The organism is Ruegeria sediminis, from assembly GCF_005938215.1.
GTDB lineage: Bacteria > Pseudomonadota > Alphaproteobacteria > Rhodobacterales > Rhodobacteraceae > Ruegeria > Ruegeria sediminis.
Genome location: NZ_VCPD01000002.1, coordinates 280,281 through 300,569 on the forward strand (window position 1 = coordinate 280,281; position 20,289 = coordinate 300,569).

Annotated in this window: 23 protein-coding genes and 1 tRNA gene; 13 read left to right on the forward strand and 11 right to left on the reverse strand. The window is 59.9% G+C overall.

Translation table 11 applies throughout. The features are described from left to right. Positions 1-33: 33 nt before the first annotated feature. The gene (locus FGK63_RS05940; protein WP_138840691.1) at positions 34-1,146 is read right to left on the reverse strand and encodes a DUF6456 domain-containing protein; all 1,113 of its coding nucleotides are present in this window, start codon (positions 1,144-1,146) and stop codon (positions 34-36) included. Positions 1,147-1,398: 252 nt separating this feature from the next. Between FGK63_RS05940 and FGK63_RS05945 the strand changes: the two genes are divergently transcribed. Further along, positions 1,399-1,686, forward strand: a complete 288-nt coding sequence (locus FGK63_RS05945) for a DUF6477 family protein (RefSeq protein ID WP_342777311.1) — start codon at positions 1,399-1,401, stop codon at positions 1,684-1,686. Here the strand turns inward: FGK63_RS05945 and FGK63_RS05950 are convergent, their stop codons facing one another. Further along, positions 1,687-3,231 (reverse strand): trimethylamine methyltransferase family protein, encoded by a 1,545-nt coding sequence (locus tag FGK63_RS05950; RefSeq protein WP_138840693.1) that lies wholly within the window; start codon positions 3,229-3,231, stop codon positions 1,687-1,689. Between the two features lie 149 nt (positions 3,232-3,380). Between FGK63_RS05950 and FGK63_RS05955 the strand changes: the two genes are divergently transcribed. The 9 genes from FGK63_RS05955 to FGK63_RS05995 all read left to right on the forward strand — a co-directional run bounded on the left by FGK63_RS05955 (position 3,381) and on the right by FGK63_RS05995 (position 12,122). Next, positions 3,381-4,094 carry a DUF2270 domain-containing protein gene (locus FGK63_RS05955; RefSeq protein WP_138840694.1) on the forward strand — a complete coding sequence of 238 codons (714 nt, stop codon included), beginning with the start codon at positions 3,381-3,383 and terminating at the stop codon, positions 4,092-4,094. A gap of 101 nt (positions 4,095-4,195) precedes the next feature. Further along, positions 4,196-5,758 carry a glutamine-hydrolyzing GMP synthase gene (gene guaA / locus FGK63_RS05960; protein WP_138840695.1) on the forward strand — a complete coding sequence of 521 codons (1,563 nt, stop codon included), beginning with the start codon at positions 4,196-4,198 and terminating at the stop codon, positions 5,756-5,758. A 126-nt stretch (positions 5,759-5,884) separates the two neighbouring features. Next, positions 5,885-6,775 carry a DMT family transporter gene (locus FGK63_RS05965; protein ID WP_246043962.1) on the forward strand — a complete coding sequence of 297 codons (891 nt, stop codon included), beginning with the start codon at positions 5,885-5,887 and terminating at the stop codon, positions 6,773-6,775. 102 nt (positions 6,776-6,877) lie between these two features. Next, complete coding sequence (locus FGK63_RS05970; RefSeq protein WP_138840696.1) at positions 6,878-7,777, forward strand: DMT family transporter; 900 nt, start codon at positions 6,878-6,880, stop codon at positions 7,775-7,777. Between the two features lie 47 nt (positions 7,778-7,824). Then, the gene (locus FGK63_RS05975) at positions 7,825-8,697 is read left to right on the forward strand and encodes an ATPase (RefSeq protein ID WP_138840697.1); all 873 of its coding nucleotides are present in this window, start codon (positions 7,825-7,827) and stop codon (positions 8,695-8,697) included. A gap of 38 nt (positions 8,698-8,735) precedes the next feature. Continuing rightward, on the forward strand, positions 8,736-9,653 hold the full coding sequence (metA, locus tag FGK63_RS05980; RefSeq protein ID WP_138840698.1) for a homoserine O-acetyltransferase MetA: 918 nt from the start codon (positions 8,736-8,738) through the stop codon (positions 9,651-9,653). Next, positions 9,643-10,596 carry an alpha/beta fold hydrolase gene (locus tag FGK63_RS05985; RefSeq protein WP_246043963.1) on the forward strand — a complete coding sequence of 318 codons (954 nt, stop codon included), beginning with the start codon at positions 9,643-9,645 and terminating at the stop codon, positions 10,594-10,596. The genes metA and FGK63_RS05985 overlap by 11 nt, the downstream gene beginning before the upstream one ends. A gap of 49 nt (positions 10,597-10,645) precedes the next feature. Beyond that, positions 10,646-11,515: a polyphosphate kinase 2 gene (ppk2, locus tag FGK63_RS05990; protein WP_138840700.1), complete on the forward strand. Its 870-nt coding sequence runs from the start codon at positions 10,646-10,648 to the stop codon at positions 11,513-11,515. Further along, positions 11,508-12,122 (forward strand): TetR/AcrR family transcriptional regulator, encoded by a 615-nt coding sequence (locus tag FGK63_RS05995; protein ID WP_138840701.1) that lies wholly within the window; start codon positions 11,508-11,510, stop codon positions 12,120-12,122. The genes ppk2 and FGK63_RS05995 overlap by 8 nt, the downstream gene beginning before the upstream one ends. A 31-nt stretch (positions 12,123-12,153) precedes the next feature. On the opposite strand, the gene FGK63_RS06000 is transcribed toward FGK63_RS05995, so the two are convergent. The 3 genes from FGK63_RS06000 to FGK63_RS06010 form a co-directional block, all read right to left on the reverse strand. Continuing rightward, entirely contained in the window at positions 12,154-13,212 is a 1,059-nt protein-coding gene (locus FGK63_RS06000; protein WP_138840702.1) for an adenylate/guanylate cyclase domain-containing protein, read from the reverse strand. Continuing rightward, entirely contained in the window at positions 13,209-13,577 is a 369-nt protein-coding gene (locus FGK63_RS06005) for a group I truncated hemoglobin (RefSeq protein WP_138840703.1), read from the reverse strand. Before FGK63_RS06005 ends, FGK63_RS06000 begins: the two co-directional genes overlap by 4 nt. A gap of 148 nt (positions 13,578-13,725) precedes the next feature. After that, on the reverse strand, positions 13,726-14,568 hold the full coding sequence (locus tag FGK63_RS06010) for a glycosyltransferase family 25 protein (protein WP_138840704.1): 843 nt from the start codon (positions 14,566-14,568) through the stop codon (positions 13,726-13,728). A 188-nt stretch (positions 14,569-14,756) separates the two neighbouring features. Between FGK63_RS06010 and FGK63_RS06015 the strand changes: the two genes are divergently transcribed. Further along, a complete protein-coding gene (locus FGK63_RS06015) occupies positions 14,757-15,431 on the forward strand; it encodes a phosphoribosyltransferase (RefSeq protein WP_138840705.1) in 675 nt (224 codons plus the stop codon). 556 nt (positions 15,432-15,987) lie between these two features. On the opposite strand, the gene FGK63_RS06020 is transcribed toward FGK63_RS06015, so the two are convergent. From FGK63_RS06020 to FGK63_RS06040, 5 genes are all read right to left on the reverse strand, one after another. Continuing rightward, entirely contained in the window at positions 15,988-16,374 is a 387-nt protein-coding gene (locus tag FGK63_RS06020) for a hypothetical protein (RefSeq protein ID WP_138840706.1), read from the reverse strand. A 17-nt stretch (positions 16,375-16,391) separates the two neighbouring features. Beyond that, positions 16,392-16,475 (reverse strand) — tRNA-Leu (locus FGK63_RS06025). Between the two features lie 46 nt (positions 16,476-16,521). After that, the gene (locus FGK63_RS21100) at positions 16,522-16,647 is read right to left on the reverse strand and encodes a hypothetical protein (RefSeq protein ID WP_281282107.1); all 126 of its coding nucleotides are present in this window, start codon (positions 16,645-16,647) and stop codon (positions 16,522-16,524) included. A 22-nt stretch (positions 16,648-16,669) separates the two neighbouring features. Beyond that, positions 16,670-17,161 (reverse strand): hypothetical protein, encoded by a 492-nt coding sequence (locus tag FGK63_RS06035; protein ID WP_138840708.1) that lies wholly within the window; start codon positions 17,159-17,161, stop codon positions 16,670-16,672. A gap of 45 nt (positions 17,162-17,206) precedes the next feature. Further along, positions 17,207-17,563, reverse strand: coding sequence for a MarR family winged helix-turn-helix transcriptional regulator (locus tag FGK63_RS06040; protein ID WP_138840709.1), 357 nt, complete (start codon positions 17,561-17,563; stop codon positions 17,207-17,209). 1,000 nt (positions 17,564-18,563) lie between these two features. On the opposite strand from FGK63_RS06040, the gene FGK63_RS06045 reads away from it, so the two are divergent. Further along, positions 18,564-19,142, forward strand: coding sequence for a YqaA family protein (locus FGK63_RS06045; RefSeq protein ID WP_138840710.1), 579 nt, complete (start codon positions 18,564-18,566; stop codon positions 19,140-19,142). Continuing rightward, the gene (locus tag FGK63_RS06050) at positions 19,139-19,603 is read left to right on the forward strand and encodes a disulfide bond formation protein B (protein ID WP_138840711.1); all 465 of its coding nucleotides are present in this window, start codon (positions 19,139-19,141) and stop codon (positions 19,601-19,603) included. Before FGK63_RS06045 ends, FGK63_RS06050 begins: the two co-directional genes overlap by 4 nt. A 10-nt stretch (positions 19,604-19,613) precedes the next feature. Here the strand turns inward: FGK63_RS06050 and FGK63_RS06055 are convergent, their stop codons facing one another. After that, on the reverse strand, positions 19,614-20,198 hold the full coding sequence (locus FGK63_RS06055) for an HNH endonuclease (RefSeq protein WP_138840712.1): 585 nt from the start codon (positions 20,196-20,198) through the stop codon (positions 19,614-19,616). Between the last annotated feature and the right edge of the window lie 91 nt (positions 20,199-20,289).

The window sequence follows — 20,289 nt, forward strand, 5'->3', positions numbered from 1 at the left end:
TGGATCAATGCAAGACGGCGATGTCCGTCGGAATTAGCCGATCAAGCGGTCGCGTTCGGCCTGTCCGTCATAGTGCCGTTTCAACCGCTGCAGCGCGATCCGCAGCACGATCTTGCCAGATCGGGCCGACCACCCCATCCGCTTTTCCGCAAGTTCCAACCCTTCCAGATAACAACAACACCGCAAAGCAACGTCGCTAAGCCCCGGCCCCAGATCCGAAAGCGCCCGCGCGACACGCTCGCGCGCCGCAGCCGGACCACGGCCGGCATGCGCATCCGATACCGGGTCACTGCTCACGCCGCCGGTCAGAAAGCGATCCCAGTTCTGCGCAATCTGCGGCCCGATCTGAGACAGCTCGAAGTCTTCGCGCAACCGTTCGCCCGCACGAACGAGCGCCTCATCGAGAAAGGGTTGTCCGTCCCGATCCCGGCGTCGCGCGAGCGCGATCAAAGGGCTTTCGGTCAAACTGTACCGCAACCGCCTCGGCCTGTCGCCTTCGTCGATGAAACCGTGGCCTTGCGGAGCGAAGGGCGCGCGGACCTCGGCAAAGCCCAGGTCGTTGCGGGAACGGGCGCGGTTTTCCGCGTTGGCCACCAACTGGCCGTAAGCGCTGCGCCCTAGCGGAGTGATGTGATACCTCGATATGCGACCAGGTTTGTTGCAGGAAATCCAATCGTTTAACGCGAGCGCCTGGGCGACCTCGCTGTCCACGACCGCGGTTCTTGTGGCGCCGGTCTCGCCGCCATCCCGAACGACCACGGCCTTGTCCATGTCCTCGGCCACGGCAAGTACTGCCCCCGCCTCGCACAACCGCCGCAGAACCCGCAACGCTTCGCGGTCGAAGGCTTCGGCTTGCTGCGCCTCGTCTTCCGGCATCTCATCCGGGCGCATCCACACCCCGCCATGTGGCACGCCTTCCCGTCTTGGCGCCGCCAGATGCGCGGCGAGGGACTGAAGGGCCGCATCCACCAGAGGATCGTCTCGGCGCATCTCGATCCGCCGGATCTGCCGCAGCACGGTCGAGGCATGACAGCCCGCCGAACGCGCAAGGTCCCTGATCGACCGCCCCGCCTCGGTATGGGCCAAGTAACGCTGCGCGCCTTCGGGAACCCAGGCCGGAACGGAAGAAACAATACGATTTTCCATGGTTTCACGCCCTCGTCGACAGTGACACGGTCTCAATTCGCCAGCGGAATTAAGGTTAACAAAACTCTACCTATGAGCGGTTTCGTTACCCGTTCGTTAAAGGCCAGCGGTTCCGGGCAGGATTGATTCAAAAAGATAAACAGTCGTGAAACCATCGCACGTTGTTCGTTGATGCGGGCAACACCCTTATAGATTGTGTCACAACGCGCGGGATCACGCAGAACCAGGAAGGGTCATCACATGCAGGATATCATGACAACACTCTCAACACTCCGCCGCCCCCGGCTTTTGATCCGGGCAGCGAAATTCGGGACGCAGGAGTACAATCGTGACCGCCACCTGCAACGGCTTTTCGGATACGGAACCCTTCCGACTTCCGGGGCCGCGTTGATGAAGCTGTTGGATATGGAACGGGAACTGAACGATCAGCGTCGCGACGACGGTGCCGCCTATTCCCTGGCCCGGCATCTGGACGTGCTGATCGCGATCTTGGGTGAGGCGCAGCTGTATCAGGCCAGCTGCGCCTCTCTTCACGCTTGATTACATGAAGGCGTCGGGCATCGACGCCTTCTTTTCGGCCACATAGGCAGCCAGTGCCGCGGCGATTTCCGGATCAAGCTGCGGCTGCTGGTAATTCGCCAGCAGATGCTCGACCCGGCGTGCGGCCAGCGTTCGCGTATCGCGAGAGCCTTCGTCCTCCCAGGTCTCGAACGGCTTGTAATCCAGCAGTTCGGTCTTCCAGAACGCCTCCTTGAAGTTGGCCTGGGTATGCGCGCATCCCAGGTAGTGGCCGCCCGGGCCGACTTCGCGGATGGCATCCATTGCCTGCGCATTCTCGTCGTAGGCCACGCCTCTGGCCAGCCCGTGCAGAACGCCCAATTGGTCCGCATCCATGACGAACTTCTCGAAATCAGCGACCAGACCGCCTTCGAGCCAGCCGCAGGCATGGAGCATGAAGTTGACACCCGCCAGAAGACCCATGTTGAGCGAGTTCGACGTTTCGTACGCCGCTTGCGCGTCAGGCAGTTTCGAGCCGCAGAACGACCCGGCCGAGCGGTAAGGCACGCCCAGACGGCGGGCCAACTGACCGGCGCCATAGGTAATATGCGCGGCTTCGGGTGTGCCGAAGGTCGGAGCGCCCGAGTTCATGTCGATCGAGGTCACGAATGCGCCAAAGATCACTGGCGCGCCGGGACGGATCAACTGAGAATAGGCGATGCCGGAAAGAACCTCGGCCAGAACCTGGGTCAAGGTGCCGGCCACGGACACAGGTGCCATTGCGCCACCCACGATGAAGGGCGAAATGATCGCGGCCTGGTTGTTCTTGGCATAGACCTCCAGCGCGCCCATCATCACATCGTCGAAGGTCATCGGCGAGTTGATGTTGATGAGCGAAGTCATCACGGTGTTTTCCTGCACGAAATCCTTTCCGAACAGGATCCCGCACATGTCGACGCTGTCCTGTGCCCGGCTGGGATCGGTCACCGAGCCCATGAAGGGTTTGTCGCTCAGCGTCATATGCGCCATCAGCATGTCGAGGTGGCGCTTGTTGACCGGTATGTCGGTCGGTTCGCACACCGTGCCGCCCGAGTGGTGCAGCCACTTGGACATGTAGGCCAGTTTCACGAACTTGTTGAAATCTTCCATCGTGGCATAGCGCCGGCCGCCCTGGACGTCGCGCACGAAGGGAGGGCCATAAACCGGGGCAAGAACCAGGTTGCGGCCGCCGATCACCACCGATTTCTCGGGGTTGCGGGCGTGTTGGGTGAACTGGCTGGGCGCTGTTGCGCACAGCTTGCGGGCGAGGCCGCGGGGAATCCGAACCCGCTCGCCATCGACATCGGCGCCAGCGTTGCGCCAGAGTTCGAGCGCACCGGGGTTCTCGATGAAATTGACGCCCACCTCTTCCAGAATCGTTTCCGCGTTGGCCTCGATGATTTCAAGGGCCTCGTCGTTCAGGATCTCGAAGTTCGGAATGTTGCGTTCGATGTATTTCGCGGTTTCGATACGGACTGCCGTGCGCTCGGCCCGCCGTGCCGCACCGCCACCGCCACGTCCTCTGCGTTGGGTGTTTGCCTCTGCCATGAGATGATCCCTTGGATAAGATGGTTCTGCTTTGGCGGTCTAATTACAGGACTCTTCCCCACCTCCGAATATGGATTACGGCACCTGAGGGGGGAAAGCGACATGCCGGAGGTGTCGGTAATGTTTTGACCCAAGCCTGACGCAAAGGCATGATCCAGACAAAGCCAAGGGAGATAAAACCGATTTCTGAACCTGAAACCGAACGCAAGACCCTCAGCGCCGCGGAAATCGGTGCGGTGGCCCACCTTTATCGCGGTGAGGTATACCGCAGCACGATCTGGCGGACCCGGCTCGACACCACCTCGAACTGGGCGGTCGTGACCCTTGGCGTCGCGCTGTCGATCTCGTTCGCGTCGCCCGAGGCGTCCCCCCTGCCCCTGGTGCTTGTCGGCGTCCTCATCATTCTGTTCCTGATGCTGGAAGCGCGCCGTTATCGCTACTTCAATGTGTGGCGTGCGAGGGCCCGTTGGCTTGAGACGCATTTTTACGCCCCGCTGCTTTATGACGGGGATCTGCACATGGAAGAGAACTGGCAGAAGGTTCTGGCCGAAGACTATCTGCGGCCGCGCTACCATATCGGTTTCCTGATCGCGATCGGCAGGCGCATCCGACGGAATTACCTGTGGATCCTGCTGATCCAGTCGCTGGCCTTCGCCGGAAAGCTGGCGGTTCATCCGACCCCTGTTCAAAGCTGGGAACAGGCGTTTCAAAGGGCCGATGTTGGCCCTCTGCCCGGCGAAGTGATCGTCGCCATAGGTCTGATCTACGTGGTGTCCTGGTCCACGATCGCAATCTGGAGCTATCGTGTGGACGGCGCCCGGGCTGCCCGGCGCGGGGCCGCCAGTTCTCATTCCATGGGTTAAGCCGCGTACACCACAAGGATAAAACCCGCGCGCGATTGCGCGTGGTCGCGATCGCCCTCATACCGCTTGCACAAATCGGCGACGCGACCTAAGAGCCAGTCATGACCCAGACATCCCACGACCGCCTTCTGATCATCGACTTCGGCAGCCAGGTGACGCAGCTGATTGCCCGCCGCCTGCGCGAACTGAACGTCTATTGTGAAATTCACCCCTACCAGAACGTCACCGCAGGCTTCATCCGCGAGATGAGCCCGAAGGCCGTGATCCTGTCCGGCGGCCCCGACAGCGTGACCCGCGAAGGTTCTCCGCGCGCGCCGCAAGAGCTGTTCGAAATGGGCCTGCCAATCCTGGGCATCTGCTACGGGCAGCAGGTCATGATGACACAGCTTGGCGGCATGGTTGAATCAGGGCATGGCACCGCCGAGTTCGGCCGCGCCTACGTCACCCAGAAAGGCGAGCATATCGACCTTCTGCGTGGCTGGTTCCTGGAAGGCAACGAGCAGGTCTGGATGTCCCACGGCGATCACGTCAGCCAACTCGCTCCGGGTTTCGAAGTTTATGGCACGTCGCCCAATGCGCCTTTTGCCATCACCGCCGACATGAGCCGGCACTTCTATGCCGTGCAGTTCCACCCCGAAGTGCACCATACGCCGAACGGCAAGACGCTTTATGAGAATTTCGTCAAGATCGCCGGGTTTGCCGGCGACTGGACGATGGGCGCCTACCGCGAGGAAATGATCCGCAAGATCCGCGAGCAGGTTGGCGACAAGAAGGTGATCTGCGCGTTGTCCGGGGGTGTCGACAGCTCGGTCGCGGCAATCCTGATCCACGAGGCGATCGGCGAGCAACTGACTTGTGTTTTCGTCGATCACGGCCTGCTGCGAAAAAACGAAGCCGCCGAAGTGGTCGGCATGTTCCGCGAGCATTACAACCTGCCTCTGATTCACGCCGATGAATCCGACCTGTTCCTCGGCGAACTCGAAGGCGTCAGCGATCCCGAGACCAAGCGCAAGATCATCGGCAAGCTGTTCATCGACGTTTTCCAAAAACACGCCGACACCATCGAAGGCGCTGAATTCCTTGCCCAAGGCACGCTCTATCCCGATGTGATCGAATCCGTCTCGTTCAGCGGCGGTCCGTCCGTCACGATCAAGTCGCATCATAACGTGGGCGGCCTGCCTGAAAAGATGGGACTGAAGCTGGTCGAACCACTGCGCGAACTGTTCAAGGACGAGGTCCGCGCACTGGGTCACGAACTGGGCCTGCCCGCGTCGTTCATCGGCCGCCACCCCTTCCCCGGCCCCGGCCTTGCGATCCGTTGCCCGGGAGAGATCACGCGCGAAAAGCTGAACATCCTGCGCGAGGCGGACGCGATCTACATCGACCAGATCCGCAAGCACGGTCTCTACGACGAGATCTGGCAGGCTTTCGTCGCGATCCTGCCGGTTCGTACCGTTGGCGTAATGGGTGACGGGCGTACCTATGATTATGCCTGCGCGTTGCGCGCAGTCACGTCGGTCGATGGTATGACCGCGGATTACTACCCGTTCAGCCACGAGTTCCTTGGCGAAACCGCCACGCGGATCATCAACGAGGTCAAGGGCATCAACCGCTGTACCTACGACATCACCTCGAAACCGCCCGGGACGATCGAGTGGGAGTGATCAAGCGTCAAGCCGGGCCAGCGCCCGGCTTTTTCGTATCGAAAGCGCCGGATCCGGCGCGCCATAGCGGGTTTCTCGCTTGACCCGATCCGATTTTGCGGGTCCACGTGTCGGCGGGAGGCAAGGATGGATCAGGGACCGGTACAAGTTGGCAAAGCCGCGCTCTGGATGACCGGGGCTATCGCCTCGTTCTCGTCCATGGCCATCGCGGGCCGGGAACTGAGTGTCACGCACGACACTTTCGAAATCATGATGTACCGCAGCTTTGTCGGTATCCTTGTCGTCTCGCTGGTTTTGACGGCCACGAAAAGCTGGTCGCAGGTCACAACCCGGCGGATGGGGCTGCAGGTCGCCCGCAATGTCGTGCACTTCACCGGGCAGAACCTTTGGTTTTACGCGGTCACCGTCATTCCGCTGGCGCAGGTTTTTGCGCTGGAATTCACCCAACCGCTTTGGGTCATCGTCCTGTCGCCGCTTTTGCTGGGCGAGCGTCTGACGCCGGTGCGGGTTGCGGCGGCGGCGATTGGATTCATCGGCATTCTCATCGTGGCGCGCCCGGGGGCCACCACACTGAACATTGGCGTGGTCACCGCCGCGATGTCCGCAATTTTCTTTGCTATTACAACTATTTCGACCAAGAAGTTGACGCAGATTGCGAGCATCGGCTGCATCATGTTCTGGCTTACGGTCATTCAGGCGATACTGGGCATTGCGGCTTCGGGATTTGATGGAGACATTGCTTTGCCCACGCTTCAGACCGCGCCATTTCTCATCCTCGTCGGGTTGGCCGGGCTGCTTGCGCATTTCTGCATCACCAATGCGCTGTCGATTGCTCCGGCCACGGTCGTTGTGCCCATCGACTTTGCGCGCCTGCCCACGATCGCCGTTCTGGGAATGCTGCTCTACCACGAGCCGTTGGACATTTGGGTGCTGGTCGGCGCGGCCGTGATTTTCGCCGGCAATTACATCAACATCCTGGACGCTTCCGGTAAGCTTCGCGCGGGTCGCCGTGCCTGAACAAGGACCGTCAACGCGAAGGTTACCACCCGGCTCGTCCGACGCCGTTCATTGCGCAGGAACCGGGTCGCAGGGCGTGCCGGCTGCGGTTAATCCAAACCTATGAGCGAACAAAAGAACCTGTCCCCCCGCGCCTGGTCCGAACTGATCCTCCTGGGAGTGATCTGGGGCGCGTCCTTTGTCTCGATCCGGGTGGCGCTGGACGAGGTTCCTGTCGTCACTTCGGTTCTTCACCGGACGTTCTGGGCGATGCTGGTCTTGTGGGTCGCGGTGCTTGTCATGCGGCTGCCGCTGCCACGCGATCCGCGGGTCTGGGGCGCCTTTCTGGTGATGGGGCTGCTCAACAACGTCATCCCTTTCAGCCTCATGGCCTGGGGCCAACTCCATGTCGAAAGCGGCCTGACTTCAATTTTGAACGCGGCCACCGCGATATTCGGGGTGATCGTGGCGGCGATGGTCTTTCCGGACGAAAGGCTGACGGCGCATAGGGCCATAGGTGTTGCCCTTGGTTTCGCCGGCGTCGCGGCCGCCATCGGGTTGCGCAACTTCACCAGTTTCGATCCTCGCAACCTAGCCCAACTGGCCATACTCGCCGGCACTTTGTCCTATGCCTTTGCCGGGGCCTGGGCCCGGTTGAAGCTGTCATTTCTTCCGCCGCAGGTGGCTGCAGCCGGAATGCTGACCGGCTCGACCCTCACCATCCTGCCGATGGCCCTGCTGATCGATGGGCCACCCTCTCTGGAATTGCAGCCGATAACATGGGCGGCCATTGCTTATTACTCGCTGATCGCGACCGCCGGTGCATACCTGCTTTACTATCGGGTTCTGGCGATGGCGGGGGCTGGGAATCTGCTGTTGGTCACTCTCATCATTCCGCCCGTCGCGATCCTGCTCGGCGCGGCCCTGCGGGACGAGGTTCTGGGGCCACAGGCATATGGCGGCTTTGCACTGCTGGCGCTTGGCCTCGTGGTCCTGAACCGGTCCGGGCGCCGCCGCGATTGACGCGGCCTGCCCCCCGATTTAGCAAGGGCGCAAAAGGAAGGTGGGGCATGATCTACGGCTCGGCAAAGGAATGGCGCGAAGCAGCGCGCAAAAAGGTGCTGTTCTTCGGCATGTCCGGGCTGGGCAAGACCCATGTCTCGAACCTATTGCGCGATCAGGGCCAGTGGTTCCACTACTCGATCGATTACCGGATCGGCACGCGCTACATGGGCGAGTACATCGCTGACAACGCCAAGGCGCATGCCATGAAGGTGCCGTTTCTGCGCGATCTGCTGATGTCGGACTCGATCTATATCGGCTCGAACATCTCCTTCTCTAACCTCACCCCGGTTTCGACATATCTGGGCAAGCCGGGCAATCCCGCGCTCGGCGGTCTTGAGATTGAAGAGTACCGCCGCCGTCAGGAGCAGTTCCGACAAGCCGAGATCCACGCGCTGCTGGACACCGAGTACTTCATCGACCGGGCGCTACGACTTTATGGATATCCGAATTTCATCTGCGATACGGGCGGATCGATCTGCGAATGGGTCGAGCCGGACGATCCGAACGACCGTGTCCTGTCCGATCTTTCCCAGCACACGCTGATGATCTGGATCAAGGGCGACGATGCCCATACTGACCGGCTGATCCGCCGCTTTGACAAAGCGCCCAAGCCGATGTCGTATCAGCCAGAGTTCCTGACCCGCGTCTGGAGCGAATACCTGGCCGTAAAGGGCTGCGCCGAAGACGAGGTGGATCCCGATGCCTTCATCCGCTGGACCTATGCACAGGCCCTGGCCCATCGCCAGCCGCGGTACGAGGCGATGGCGCGCAACTGGGGCGTCACCGTGACGGACGACGACATCGGCGCGGTGCGCGATGCGGGCGATTTCGATGAGTTGATCGAACGTACCCTTGAGACCCGCACCAAGCCGACCTAATGTCCTGATTTCGTTCGCAACACCAAAGTCCCGAGTCTATGCCCATCAAGATTCCCTCCGACCTGCCCGCCTATGACGTCCTCACGCGCGAGGGCGTCATGGTGATGTCCGAGGACCAGGCGGCGCGACAGGACATCAGGCCCCTGCGGATCGGATTGCTGAATCTGATGCCGAAGAAGATCCAGACAGAGAACCAGTTCGCGCGTCTGATCGGGGCGACGCCATTGCAGATCGAGCTGTCGCTGATCCGCATGACCGAACATCAGACCCGCAACACCGCCGCCGAACACATGGAGGAATTCTACCGCCCCTTCCAGGAGGTGAAAGGCGAGAAATTCGACGGCCTGATCATCACCGGCGCGCCGATCGAGCATCTGGATTTCTCCGACGTCACCTACTGGGGCGAAATCTGCGAAGTCTTCGACTGGACCCAGACGAACGTGCATTCCACCTTCGGCGTCTGCTGGGGCGGGATGGCGATGATCAACCATTTCCACGGTGTCCGGAAGCACATCCTGGATCACAAGGCATTCGGCTGTTTCCGGCACAGGAACCTTGCGCCCGCCTCGCCGTTTCTGCGCGGGTTTTCAGACGATTGCGTCATTCCGGTAAGCCGCTGGACCGAGATGAAGCAGGCCGAGATCGACGCGGTGCCGGCCCTGCGCACCCTTCTCGGCAGCGACGAGGTCGGTCCCTGCCTGGTCGAGGACCCGTCACACCGCGCACTCTACATCTTCAACCACTTCGAATATGACAGTGACACGCTGAAGCAGGAATATGACAGGGACGTGATGAACGGCACGCCGATCAACGTACCGATCAACTACTATCCCGGCGACGATCCCAGCCGGACGCCGCAGAACCGCTGGCGCAGCCACGCGCACCTGCTTTATGGCAACTGGATCAACGAGATTTATCAGACCACGCCCTACGACCTGGAAGCCATTGGCGGTTAAGGTCCTGATATCCGTCGGCCTGCTTTTTGCTGCGCTGACCGTGTTGACCGTCTGGAAGGCGGCGCGTCACGAGACTCATGCCGAAGCTGAATATCCCGCAGAAGGCATCATGCTGGATGTGGATGGCGTGCCGATACATGCAGTCGTCATGGGCGAAGGGCCGGATGTGGTGTTGATCCACGGCTCCAGCGGAAACGCCCGCGACATGACGTTTTCTTTGGCGCCGATCCTCGCGGAAAACTACCGGGTGATCGCCTTTGACCGTCCGGGCCTCGGGTATTCCGGCAGGTTCAACTCCGGCGGCGAAAGCATTTCAGACCAGGCCGCAATTCTGCAGAAGGCGGCCGTGCAGCTTGGCGCGGACAGGCCGATCGTACTTGGTCAGAGTTATGGCGGCTCGGTGGCGCTGGCGTGGGCGGTCCACCACCCGGAAAACATCTCTGCGCTGGTTCCGGTGGCCGCTGCATCGCACCCGTGGGACGACCCGCTGGATCTCTTCAACACGGTGGCGTCGCATCCGGTCGGCAGCGCCCTGGTTCTGCCCCTCGTCACCGCGTACGTTCCGGACAGTTTCGTGTCGAACGCTTTGGACGAGGTTTTTGCTCCGCAAACGGCGCCACAAGGCTATGCAGAGCATTTCGGACCGGGTCTGACGCTGCGCCGCCACTCGATGCACTCCAATGCGTTGCAGCGCGCCAGCCTGCAGGATGAAATCGTCGCGCTGCAGCCCTTCTACAGCGGAATTGGCGTGCCCACGGAAATCGTTCACGGCACTGCCGATGTGACGGTTGGCCTTGACCGACACTCGGGCAAACTGGTGCAGGAAATACCGGAAGCAAACCTTGTCCGTCTCGAAGGCATCGGACATATGCCACAGGTGGTCGCCGCCGAAGAAGTCGCAGCGGCGGTCGATCGGGCAGCGGCACGAGCGGGTTTGCGTTAATCCGATTCACATTCCATAGTAAGGTACGGATTTCACTGGGAGACATTGCATGACCCGGGCAAAGGCAGGCGCCATCACCTCCTACTACAACGAAAAGGCTCCCAAGGAGATACGCAAGGCCATCGACAAATCGGACAAGGCCGATATCCTCAACCCCTCCTACCCATATTCCGAACGGATGAAATCCAAGGACTATGACGACGAGATCGAGGACCTGCAGATCGAACTCGTCAAGATGCAGTCCTGGGTCAAGGAAACAGAGCAACGTATCGTCATCATCTTCGAAGGCCGCGATGCCGCCGGAAAAGGGGGCACGATCAAGCGGTTTCGCGAGAACCTTAATCCCAGGGGCGCGCGTGTTGTGGCCTTGGCCAAACCATCGGACGCCGAACGCAGCCAGTGGTACTTCCAGCGGTACATCTCGCACCTGCCCTCGGCAGGCGAAATCGCGTTCTTCGACCGCAGTTGGTACAACCGCGGCGTTGTCGAACATGTCTTCGGATTCTGCGAAAGCCATGAACGCGAGCGGTTCTTTCGACAGGTTCTTCCATTGGAACAGGGGTTGGTCGATGACGGCATCAGGCTTTTCAAGTTCTGGCTCAACGTGGGCCGCGCCGAACAACTGAAGCGTTTTCTCGCCCGTGAAAACGACCCCCTGAAGCACTGGAAACTCAGCCCGATCGACGTCGCGGGCCTGGAGAAATGGGACGAATACTCTGCCGCGATCTCCGAAACACTCACCAGATCGCATTCCGACATCTGTCCCTGGACCGTCATTCGCTCGGACGACAAGAAACGCGCGCGGCTGGCGGCGATACGCACCGTTCTTCACGCACTCGACTACCAGGAAAAGGACCAGAGGGCTTTGGGCGCGATCGACGGGAAGATATGCGGAGGGCCGGATATCTGGGATGACTAAACGCGGCTATCATCACGGGAACCTGAGGCAAGCCCTGATCGACGCTGCGCTGACGCTCATCGAGGAAAAGGGACCGACCGGGTTCACCTTGTCCGAGGCGGCCAAGCAGGCCGGCGTCACGCCTGCGGCGGTCTATCGGCATTTCGAAGGACGCGAGGATCTGATCGCAGAAGCCGCCCGGCAAGGGTTCGAGATGTTCGCCGACCTGATGCAGCACGCCTATGACAAGGGCCAGCCATCGGCGCTGGCCGCTTTCGAAGCGACCGGGCGCGCTTACCTGGCCTTTGCGCGCAAGCACCCCGGCCACTACATCTCGATGTTTGAAAGCGGCATCTCGGTCAACCGGACGCCGGAACTTGCCGCCGCCGCCAATCGGGCAAAGGCCGTTCTTGAGAAGGCGGCCGCCGATCTGTCCAAGCATATTCCGCCGGAAAAGCGCCCGCCCGCAACGATGTTCAGCGCCCATATCTGGGCCATGAGCCACGGGGTGGTTGAACTTTACGCCAGAAACGCCGGTACAACCTCGCCTTTCGCGCCAGAAGACCTCCTGGAAACCGGTATCGGCATATACCTTCGGGGTCTTGGGTTGCTTGAGCCGGATCAATAGGGATTTCGGCAGACGAGCCTGGGGTGCGTGCTCAGAACCTTGCCGCCGGTTGCGGCGACCGCAGCGGAGAACTGACGCTGATCAGTTCCACCTCGCCAATGCCCTTGATGTCCACCGGCCCAAGGTCCGAGACGTGGAATTCGTCGATCAGCGCGAATTTCATTTCTTCCGGGGCAACGATTTTCATTGGATTGGCAAAAACTTGCAGCCTTGATGCCATATTCACCGCCGGGCCGAACACATCGTAGACGTATTTCTGGATGCCGACCACGGACCCCACTGCGGCGCCCGTTCCCAACCCGATCCGGGCGCGCCATTTGTGCGGGTGGCTTTCGTTGCGGCGTTCCAGATAACGCAGGAACCGCGTGGCGCAATGCGCTACGGCGGTCGCATGATCCGGTGTAGGATCCGGCATGCCCGATACCGCCAGATAGGCGTCACCGATGGTCTTGATCCGCTCGCAACCGAACTGTTCAACGATACGGTCGAAGGCTGTGAAAATGTCGTTCAACTCGCCCAGTGTCACCGTCGGATCCGTCCTCGCCGCGAAATCGGTGAAATCCACGAAATCCAGCATTACGACCGAAACGTTTTCATAAAGCTGCGGCGTCACCACTCCGAATGTCTTGAATTCCTCGTAGACCGAGCGCGGCATGAGGTTGAGCAGTAGCCGTTCGACCCGCTCTTTCTCCCGCTCCAGTTCACGGGTGTTCCGTTCGACCATGGTCGAATAGCTGTCGATCATGCTTTCCAGTTCGCGGATGCGCGTGATGTTCTGGCATTCCACGACGAGTATCTGTTCGTCCAAAGAGTTGGCAAGAGAGATGTTGATCGCAAATATCAGGGTGCGCCGCTTGGGCTTGATCTGCAATTCGACCGAGTAACGCTCTCCGGTACTGCGTACCTTGTCCAGTTCCGCTGCATCCAGGGCGTCGAGGATATCCTTGAGTGTGTCTGCTTCTCCCGGTGCGCCGAACCATTCCGCGAAGGGTTCATTGTGGAAAACGAAACTCAGGTCCGAAGCGCGTACCACCGCAACACCGACCCCGATTGCGCGCAACAGATGCTCGTTGATGGCAGAGATGCTCATGCCGCGTCACGAACCACGATGATCGATCGCTTTTCCTCGATGGCAGCAAGCGCGGTCCGGATGTCCGGTTCGGACATTCCATGCTCGGCCAGCGCCTCGGAAAACAGTTCGGTCATCTCGTCGAAATCGGCATGGCTGATGTTCAGATGGCGATGCACCGCTTCAATACGCTCGTCGCTGAAGGATGCGGGGCCACCGACCAGAGAGGACACGAACTTTGTCTGGTGATCGATAATTCGCGGCATGTCGATATCCGCGAAGTAGCCGCCGATCTGGTCGGAATCCAGTGCCATTTCATAGAAGGTCATCACGATCCGGCTGATGGTCTTGAAGCCGCCGTATTTTTCATAAATCGTCTGGCTCATCGCACCTGGCCCGGGAAAGCATGATCTTATTCTGATCAGGATAGTGTATATTGCCGAAATTGTTAACCAACTTGACGCTTTCGAAACGGCGGTTTCGGGACCGGCGCGAATTGCCATACACTCAACAGCGTGTCATGACGTCATCGGGTCAGACGTCCAGGTCTTCGGCGCAGGGGATATGACCGACGAAACCACCCTGTTCAAGCAACCGTGCCTCGCCACCAAAGCGCCAGTGCAGTTTGCGCCGCGCAGCAAGCAGTTCCCTGCGCAACCGGAACCACAACGGCCCCTTGTCCAACCCGCAATTGATCTCGGGAGCCTGCGTGCGTTCGCTTGTTTTCAGGACTTCGGGCGCATCGCCCGGGTCCTTGTGCCAAACGGCTTGGACACCGACCGCGGGAAAGCTCTGAAACATCCTCCAGCCCGGCCCCGGTGTAAAAAGGAAATCGTCCAGATGGTCCGAGTATCGTTCTGATTTAGCCAACAACTTTTCCGCGCCTCGGCCCGACAGAATGTAACCTGCAGCACTGGATGCCATCGTCAAAAGCTCGCGGACCGGCACCCCATTCATGTCAACAAACGGCCCGAACCGGTTGATTTTTGGGCAATAGTCAATCTTGACCAGATCGAAGTCATCACCGTTTTCCAGCAATCTTTCGATCACTGGCGCAGCATCGCACGACAGGCGCAAATCGTCTTCGAATATCGCCACCGCATTCAAGCCACGCTCCACCGCAATCTGCCAGATACGCCTGTGGCTTTCGAAACAGGCAATCTCGCTCAGCTTCAGGCCCCAGCGCCCGCCGGTACCAGGAACGTAGCCAGCATGATCCAGGGCGCCGGGCGCGGCGGCGTCCGTGGCGCTCAGCCGGGTTGGCAACCCCAGACCTCGCTCGACAAAGTGTCTTTCCACGAAATCCCGGCGCGCGGGTACCCGGTCGAGGTTGATGTAGAAAATGTCAGACCTTGGTTCCGGCTTGTCGTTTTGCACGCTGCGGCCTTTTTTGCTGGGGTGTAGGCCCCGATACTTGCTTCGGTGACGTCATAGCCGCAACGACAAGGGGCTGTCGATAGCCGGGCCGTAGCCGTTTCCGCAAGTCGATCCTCCGACAAGTCCGACAAAGTGCTAAGCTGTCCCTGTTCTGATGTCCGCATCGAAACCGGTGAAAGGAGAAGAACATGAAGCAATTCGTGAACCGGGCCGAAGCCGGCAAAAACCTGGCCTCGGCGCTTGGCGAAATGAATCTGATCGACGCGCTGGTGCTGGCGCTGCCGCGCGGCGGCGTTCCGATCGGGATCGAGATCGTTCGGGCGCTTCGCATCCCGATGGACCTGATCATGGTCCGCAAGATAGGGGTGCCTTCGCAACCGGAACTGGCCGCCGCGGCAATCGTGAACGGTGACGATCCGCAGGTCGTCATCAATTCCGGTGTCGCAAGGGCTTTTGGACTGACCGGCGATGACATCGACCGCATGGCGGCAAGGCAATTGACCGAGATCCAGCGCCGCCGACAGATCTATCTGGGCGAACGGGCGCAAGTGCCGGTCGAAGGGCGTACCGCCATAGTCGTCGATGACGGTATCGCCACCGGCGCAACGGTCCGGGCCTCGCTCAAGGGCCTGAAGCGCCGGAAGCCGGCGAGGATCTTGCTGGCGGTTCCCGTAGCCCCCCAGGATACGCTTGCCGAACTGCGCGGTGACGTAAACGACATCATCTGCCTGGAAACGCCCGAACCATTCTGGGCGATTGGCGCGCATTATTCCGACTTCTCGCAGACCTCGGACGAAGAAGTGGTGCAGTTGCTGGACGAAGCGAATGCGATCCGCTCGGGCGGCGAAACATCCAACAAGTGATCAACGTCGAAAGCATGACCAAAAGGCTTCACTCGGCGGCCAGTTTCTTTGGCGAGACGTCGTCGATCAGTTGTTGCAACTCGGGCCGGCAGGATCCGCAATTGGTGCCTGCGCTAAAAAATGGGCGATCAGGCTGTCGGGCATGTATGCTGCAATAGCAGCAATGGGCCAGCATGACACCCATGCCTTTATGTCATTTTAGGTCGCCGCACATGCCAAAATCGGCCAGAGATTAATTGCTAAGCGGTCTTGCAAATGTCGACGCCAAATTGAGCACCAAGTGCTTTCAGCCGGGTGCGGCAATCAAGAGGATCAGCTCCACGGAACGCACGCAGTTTCAGTTTTTTTAGACAATGTGGTGCCCAAGGTGAGACTCGAACTCACACGCTGTTGCCAGCGGGGGATTTTGAATGGCATGCCTTCTCCGTAAGCTATTGTTTTTACTAAAGCGGGCGCGTCACCGCGTCACCACCCACGTCACCACTTAAGTCACCAGTGACGCGGGCATATCTGACAGGGGATTAGGTGTCCCCCTGCGTGTCTGTTGTGGGACTGCTCAGACGTCCCCCTTGAAGGAGCGCCCGAAGGTATCCATCATGTCCTGCAGCCGGTCGAAAGCAGGGTCGCCCCGGTGGAGGCCCTCATCGAACATCAACGTCATGACCTGGATAAGCTCATCGTAGACCGGGCCGTAGACGTACCGCATCATCCTGCCCCGCGCATCTGCGATGAGTTGGATACGGGCGTCACTCGTCATGTTTGGGTTGACCGCGATCTGGGTGCCTATGCGGGCCTCGACCCGGTAGACCTCGTTGAAACCGAAGTCCACCACCTCAATGGTGCCCTTGGCGTCGGCGTAGAGGCCCAGAGTGGTTGGAGAGGGGCGAGGCAAACGGGTTGCTGTGCGGGTGCCTTCGAAGGCCCCGGCCATAGGTAGCTGCATGGGATTTCCTTTGGGGGTGGTGCGGGTGGCCGGACTCGAACCGGCACACCTTGCGGTAAGGGTGTTTGAGACCCTCGCGTCTACCATTCCGCCACACCCGCAGCGGGGATGATCTAGTTGGACGCGAGGGTGAGTGTCAAGGGTTGATCAGGCGTCTTCGACCCACTTCATGAGGGACGGATAGAAACCCTCAAAGGGGTCAATCTGGGTCAGGCCTAAGTAGTAGCCGAGCGGAACCCGGCCCAACCGACCATCGTCGCGGTTCTTGACCATGTGGATTTCCACCTCGCCACACTCACCGCTGCGCTTCAAGAGGGCAACTGTATGGGCGCGGCTCATGTCCTCCAAGCTGACCTCCGAAAGGTCTGTGGTTTGGATGTGCATGCTCATGCTGCTTCCTTTCTCTCGTTCCATTCGTTGAGTGCCACCAGCGCCAGATCGAGGCTGCTGGGGGACAGGTGGGGTAGCGCGTCTTGATGTGCGCAGGGGCCTCGACCCGCAGTACCGGAAGGCCACGGCAGCGGGCCCGTACAGCCAGCGTCTTGCCGTCCTTGACGGTGTCATGGATGGGGTCGTGGATGAGGTCCAGCGCCTCGGGGTTGGTCTTGCTCAGGTAGGACAGAACCGTGTCGAACCCCTCAATGCCAATCTCGAAGTCAGGCTTCTGGGTCGGGGCCAGTTCACGTTCAAGGGCGAACAGCTGGTTCTGGACCAAGCCGATGCTCATACCGTAATGCATGGCCGTGCGGATGCTGCGGACGCGGCTGATGGTGTCTTGTGCATTCATGGAAATGCTCCTTTCAGGGAGACTTAGGGGTAAAAGAAAAGAACCTCAGGAGAGAGGTTCCAGTAGTTTCGAGGCGAGTTGCCTACCCTTCACAGTGAGGTAGATCAGTTTGGCCCGTCTGTCTTCGGGGTTCTCGACCCATTCGATCAGGTTCAATCCGGGTTTGCCCAGCCGGTGAACCTTGGAGAGCGCCGCGAGGTTACGCGAAGCTGTGGAGGAGAGCATGTCCAGATCGCGCCGTAGATCGACCTGTGTCTTGCCTTCGTTCAGGGCTGCCCAAAGGAAGACCAGCGCCTGCTGAAGGGGCATGTTTTCGTCTATGTCTCGGAGCTTGCTACAGACCGCGAAGATAGAGCGGAAGGAACGCCGGTCGCTATCGTTGCTGAATGTTTGGGTGGGCATGATCTTCTCCTAGTTTCTTACATAACCGTGCCCATCCACTCGATGGGCGTGAACCCGGCTGCATGTGCTGCTGCTCCTCCGATCAGAAAGAGCAATGCACACAGCCACTTGGTACATTTCGACCGTTTACCAAACGACCTAGGGTTGTCAAAGAAATTTGTGTGCGTGACGGCAAATTTCCCGAGGTCGTAGATAACCTGCCTCTCGTCGAGGCGTTCAACCTTTACATCCGACCACCGAGCGAGGCGGTCGTACTCGACAACCGTTTCCCGGCTGCCATATTCTACTGCTGCTAATATCATCCGTATCCCCAATACTAAACGAAAGTCGGCGGGTGCAGTGCTTCGTCCCCGCTACCTGTCCGTCGTTTAGTTCAGCCCCGAGTGCAACCAGATATGGTATCACTACGGGACTGTGTGTCATATTATCGTCATCTCATTCTCAAGGTCTTGCTGCTGCAAGATCAAGTCTTCGGCTGGCTTCACGGCTTCCATGTATCTTCCTCTTTGGGGGCTGCCCTTTAGGTGAACCTTAAGGTGACCCTTAATGTGTGAACCTCAGGGCTAAGGTGTGGGTAGTTGACTTCAGAGCCACGTCACTGGTGACTTGCTGGTGACTTGCGGTGACTTGATCCACCCGTGGAGAGGTGGCGCACCCGTCACTCAAGGTGGTGACGTACTCCCCTGCAGATGCTCCACCTGTGCAGACTTCGGGACATGCGAAAAGAGACCTAACGCGCTGTTAGGGCTACACTTTCCGTCTCCATCTGGTGGATTGCTGCCTGTGTGGAGGGTTGCCGCACTGCAGCGGCTCGGGATTTTGAATCCCCTGCGTCTACCATTCCGCCACTTGGGCCACGGACACTGCATTAGCGCCCGTGGCGTCGAAGGTCCAGAGGCAAAAATGGTCGATGTACCGACCTTTCTCGGCGACAATGGTTGACCTCCTGCAGACCGCGTGATTTGCCATTCGCAACACAGTGGAATGGATACCGCACCCGATGCTGCGATCGCTCTATGACTGGACAATCCGTCTGGCCGAACACCCTCAAGCCATGTGGGCCCTGGCAATCGTGGCGTTCGTGGAAAGCTCGGTCTTTCCGATCCCGCCGGACGTGCTGATGATTCCGATGATCCTGGCCCGCCCGTCCAAGGCGTGGCTGATCGCTTCGGTGGCGTTGGTTTCGTCGGTTCTCGGCGGGTTGCTGGGATATGCCATCGGCGCGTTCTTCTATGACAGCGTAGGCCAGCCTGTCCTGCAGGCGATGGGGAAATCCGACGCGATGGAGGCGTTCAACACGCGCTTCAACGATTTCGGCTTCTGGGCGGTGCTGACGGCTGGGGTAACGCCCTTCCCTTACAAGGTCATAACCATCATGTCCGGCTGGACCGGGATGCCGCTGGGGACCTTTGTCGCCACCTCGATCCTTGCCCGCGCCTTGCGGTTCTTTGCTGTCGCGGGCCTGCTATGGGGATTTGGCGAACCGATCCGCGATTTCATCGAGAAACGGCTTGGACTGGTCTTCACGGCCTTCATCATCCTTCTGATCGGGGGATTCATGCTGGTGAAATACCTATGACGAACAGAAAGTCACTGATCCTGCTGGCAATGCTGGGCTCTGCGGCAATGCTTTTGGGCGCCTGGGGCTTTCAGTACCTTGGTGGCATGGCGCCCTGTAAGCTGTGCATCTGGCAGCGCTATCCGCATGGCGCCGCGGTTCTGATCGGGGCAGCCGCGCTGGCCGCTCCCGCAATACGGCTGCTGCCTTTGGCTGGTGCGCTGGCGGCGCTGACGACTGCCGGCATTGGCTTCTATCATACTGGTGTCGAGCGCGGTTGGTGGGAAGGTCCGTCGACCTGTTCATCGGGTGATATCGGCGGGCTTTCAACGCAGCAACTCCTGGATCAGATCATGGCCGCTCCGCTTGTGCGATGCGACGAAGTCCCGTGGGAGATGTTCGGCCTGTCGATGGCGAGCTGGAACGCGGTGATATCGATTGGACTGGCCCTGATCTGGCTTGCCGCCATGCGTTTCCGGTGACGGGCGACGTTCAGGCCTCCAGTTCGGCATCCCAGTAGAGAAAATCCATCCAGCTGGCATGAAGGTGATTGGGCGGGAACTTCCGCCCGACGTTCCGCAACTCCTCGGCCTGCGGCTGACGCGGCGGCTTGCGCAGCGTCATGCCCGCTTGCCGCAGCGACTTGGACCCCTTGCGCAGGTTGCACGGGCTGCAGGCCGCAACCACGTTCTGCCAACTGGTCACCCCGCCCGCTGCGCGCGGCACCACATGATCGAAGGTCAGGTCGCCCTTGCTGCCGCAATACTGGCAGCGGAATTCATCCCTCAGAAACAAATTAAAGCGCGTGAAGGCCACGCGCTTTTGGGGTTTCACATAGTCCTTGAGCACAACGACAGATGGTATTCGGATCTCCGTGCTCGGACTGCGGACCACCTCGTCATATTCGGCGACTATGACCACCCGGTCGAGCCAGGCAGCCTTGATCGCCTCCTGCCACGGCCAGAGAGAAAGCGGATAGTAGGAAAGCGGACGATAGTCAGCGTTCAGAACCAACGCCGGATGCTGCTTCAGCGCGCCCGGTTCCCTGACAAATTCGGTCCTGAAATCTCCATCCATGACGGAATCTCTCCTCGCCCTGCACTGCCCGCTTTCGACATCAGAGCGGGGAGCACCCGCCCCGGCCTTACTTCGACTATATATCGTGCAT

What these genes read in the sequence shown, in the direction of transcription:
- FGK63_RS06020 (WP_138840706.1), bottom strand. Translation starts at nt 16,374, where the DNA reads ATGCAGCTACCTATGGCCGGGGCCTTCGAAGGCACCCGCACAGCAACC.
- FGK63_RS05975 (WP_138840697.1), top strand. Translation starts at nt 7,825, where the DNA reads ATGATCTACGGCTCGGCAAAGGAATGGCGCGAAGCAGCGCGCAAAAAG.
- FGK63_RS06005 (WP_138840703.1), bottom strand. Translation starts at nt 13,577, where the DNA reads ATGAGCCAGACGATTTATGAAAAATACGGCGGCTTCAAGACCATCAGC.
- metA (WP_138840698.1), top strand. Translation starts at nt 8,736, where the DNA reads ATGCCCATCAAGATTCCCTCCGACCTGCCCGCCTATGACGTCCTCACG.
- FGK63_RS06055 (WP_138840712.1), bottom strand. Translation starts at nt 20,198, where the DNA reads ATGGATGGAGATTTCAGGACCGAATTTGTCAGGGAACCGGGCGCGCTG.
- FGK63_RS06000 (WP_138840702.1), bottom strand. Translation starts at nt 13,212, where the DNA reads ATGAGCATCTCTGCCATCAACGAGCATCTGTTGCGCGCAATCGGGGTC.
- FGK63_RS05970 (WP_138840696.1), top strand. Translation starts at nt 6,878, where the DNA reads ATGAGCGAACAAAAGAACCTGTCCCCCCGCGCCTGGTCCGAACTGATC.
- FGK63_RS06015 (WP_138840705.1), top strand. Translation starts at nt 14,757, where the DNA reads ATGAAGCAATTCGTGAACCGGGCCGAAGCCGGCAAAAACCTGGCCTCG.
- FGK63_RS06045 (WP_138840710.1), top strand. Translation starts at nt 18,564, where the DNA reads ATGCTGCGATCGCTCTATGACTGGACAATCCGTCTGGCCGAACACCCT.
- FGK63_RS05995 (WP_138840701.1), top strand. Translation starts at nt 11,508, where the DNA reads ATGACTAAACGCGGCTATCATCACGGGAACCTGAGGCAAGCCCTGATC.
- FGK63_RS05945 (WP_342777311.1), top strand. Translation starts at nt 1,399, where the DNA reads ATGACAACACTCTCAACACTCCGCCGCCCCCGGCTTTTGATCCGGGCA.
- ppk2 (WP_138840700.1), top strand. Translation starts at nt 10,646, where the DNA reads ATGACCCGGGCAAAGGCAGGCGCCATCACCTCCTACTACAACGAAAAG.
- FGK63_RS06040 (WP_138840709.1), bottom strand. Translation starts at nt 17,563, where the DNA reads ATGCCCACCCAAACATTCAGCAACGATAGCGACCGGCGTTCCTTCCGC.
- guaA (WP_138840695.1), top strand. Translation starts at nt 4,196, where the DNA reads ATGACCCAGACATCCCACGACCGCCTTCTGATCATCGACTTCGGCAGC.
- FGK63_RS05950 (WP_138840693.1), bottom strand. Translation starts at nt 3,231, where the DNA reads ATGGCAGAGGCAAACACCCAACGCAGAGGACGTGGCGGTGGCGGTGCG.
- FGK63_RS05955 (WP_138840694.1), top strand. Translation starts at nt 3,381, where the DNA reads ATGATCCAGACAAAGCCAAGGGAGATAAAACCGATTTCTGAACCTGAA.
- FGK63_RS05940 (WP_138840691.1), bottom strand. Translation starts at nt 1,146, where the DNA reads ATGGAAAATCGTATTGTTTCTTCCGTTCCGGCCTGGGTTCCCGAAGGC.
- FGK63_RS06035 (WP_138840708.1), bottom strand. Translation starts at nt 17,161, where the DNA reads ATGAATGCACAAGACACCATCAGCCGCGTCCGCAGCATCCGCACGGCC.
- FGK63_RS05965 (WP_246043962.1), top strand. Translation starts at nt 5,885, where the DNA reads ATGGATCAGGGACCGGTACAAGTTGGCAAAGCCGCGCTCTGGATGACC.
- FGK63_RS06050 (WP_138840711.1), top strand. Translation starts at nt 19,139, where the DNA reads ATGACGAACAGAAAGTCACTGATCCTGCTGGCAATGCTGGGCTCTGCG.
- FGK63_RS21100 (WP_281282107.1), bottom strand. Translation starts at nt 16,647, where the DNA reads ATGGTCAAGAACCGCGACGATGGTCGGTTGGGCCGGGTTCCGCTCGGC.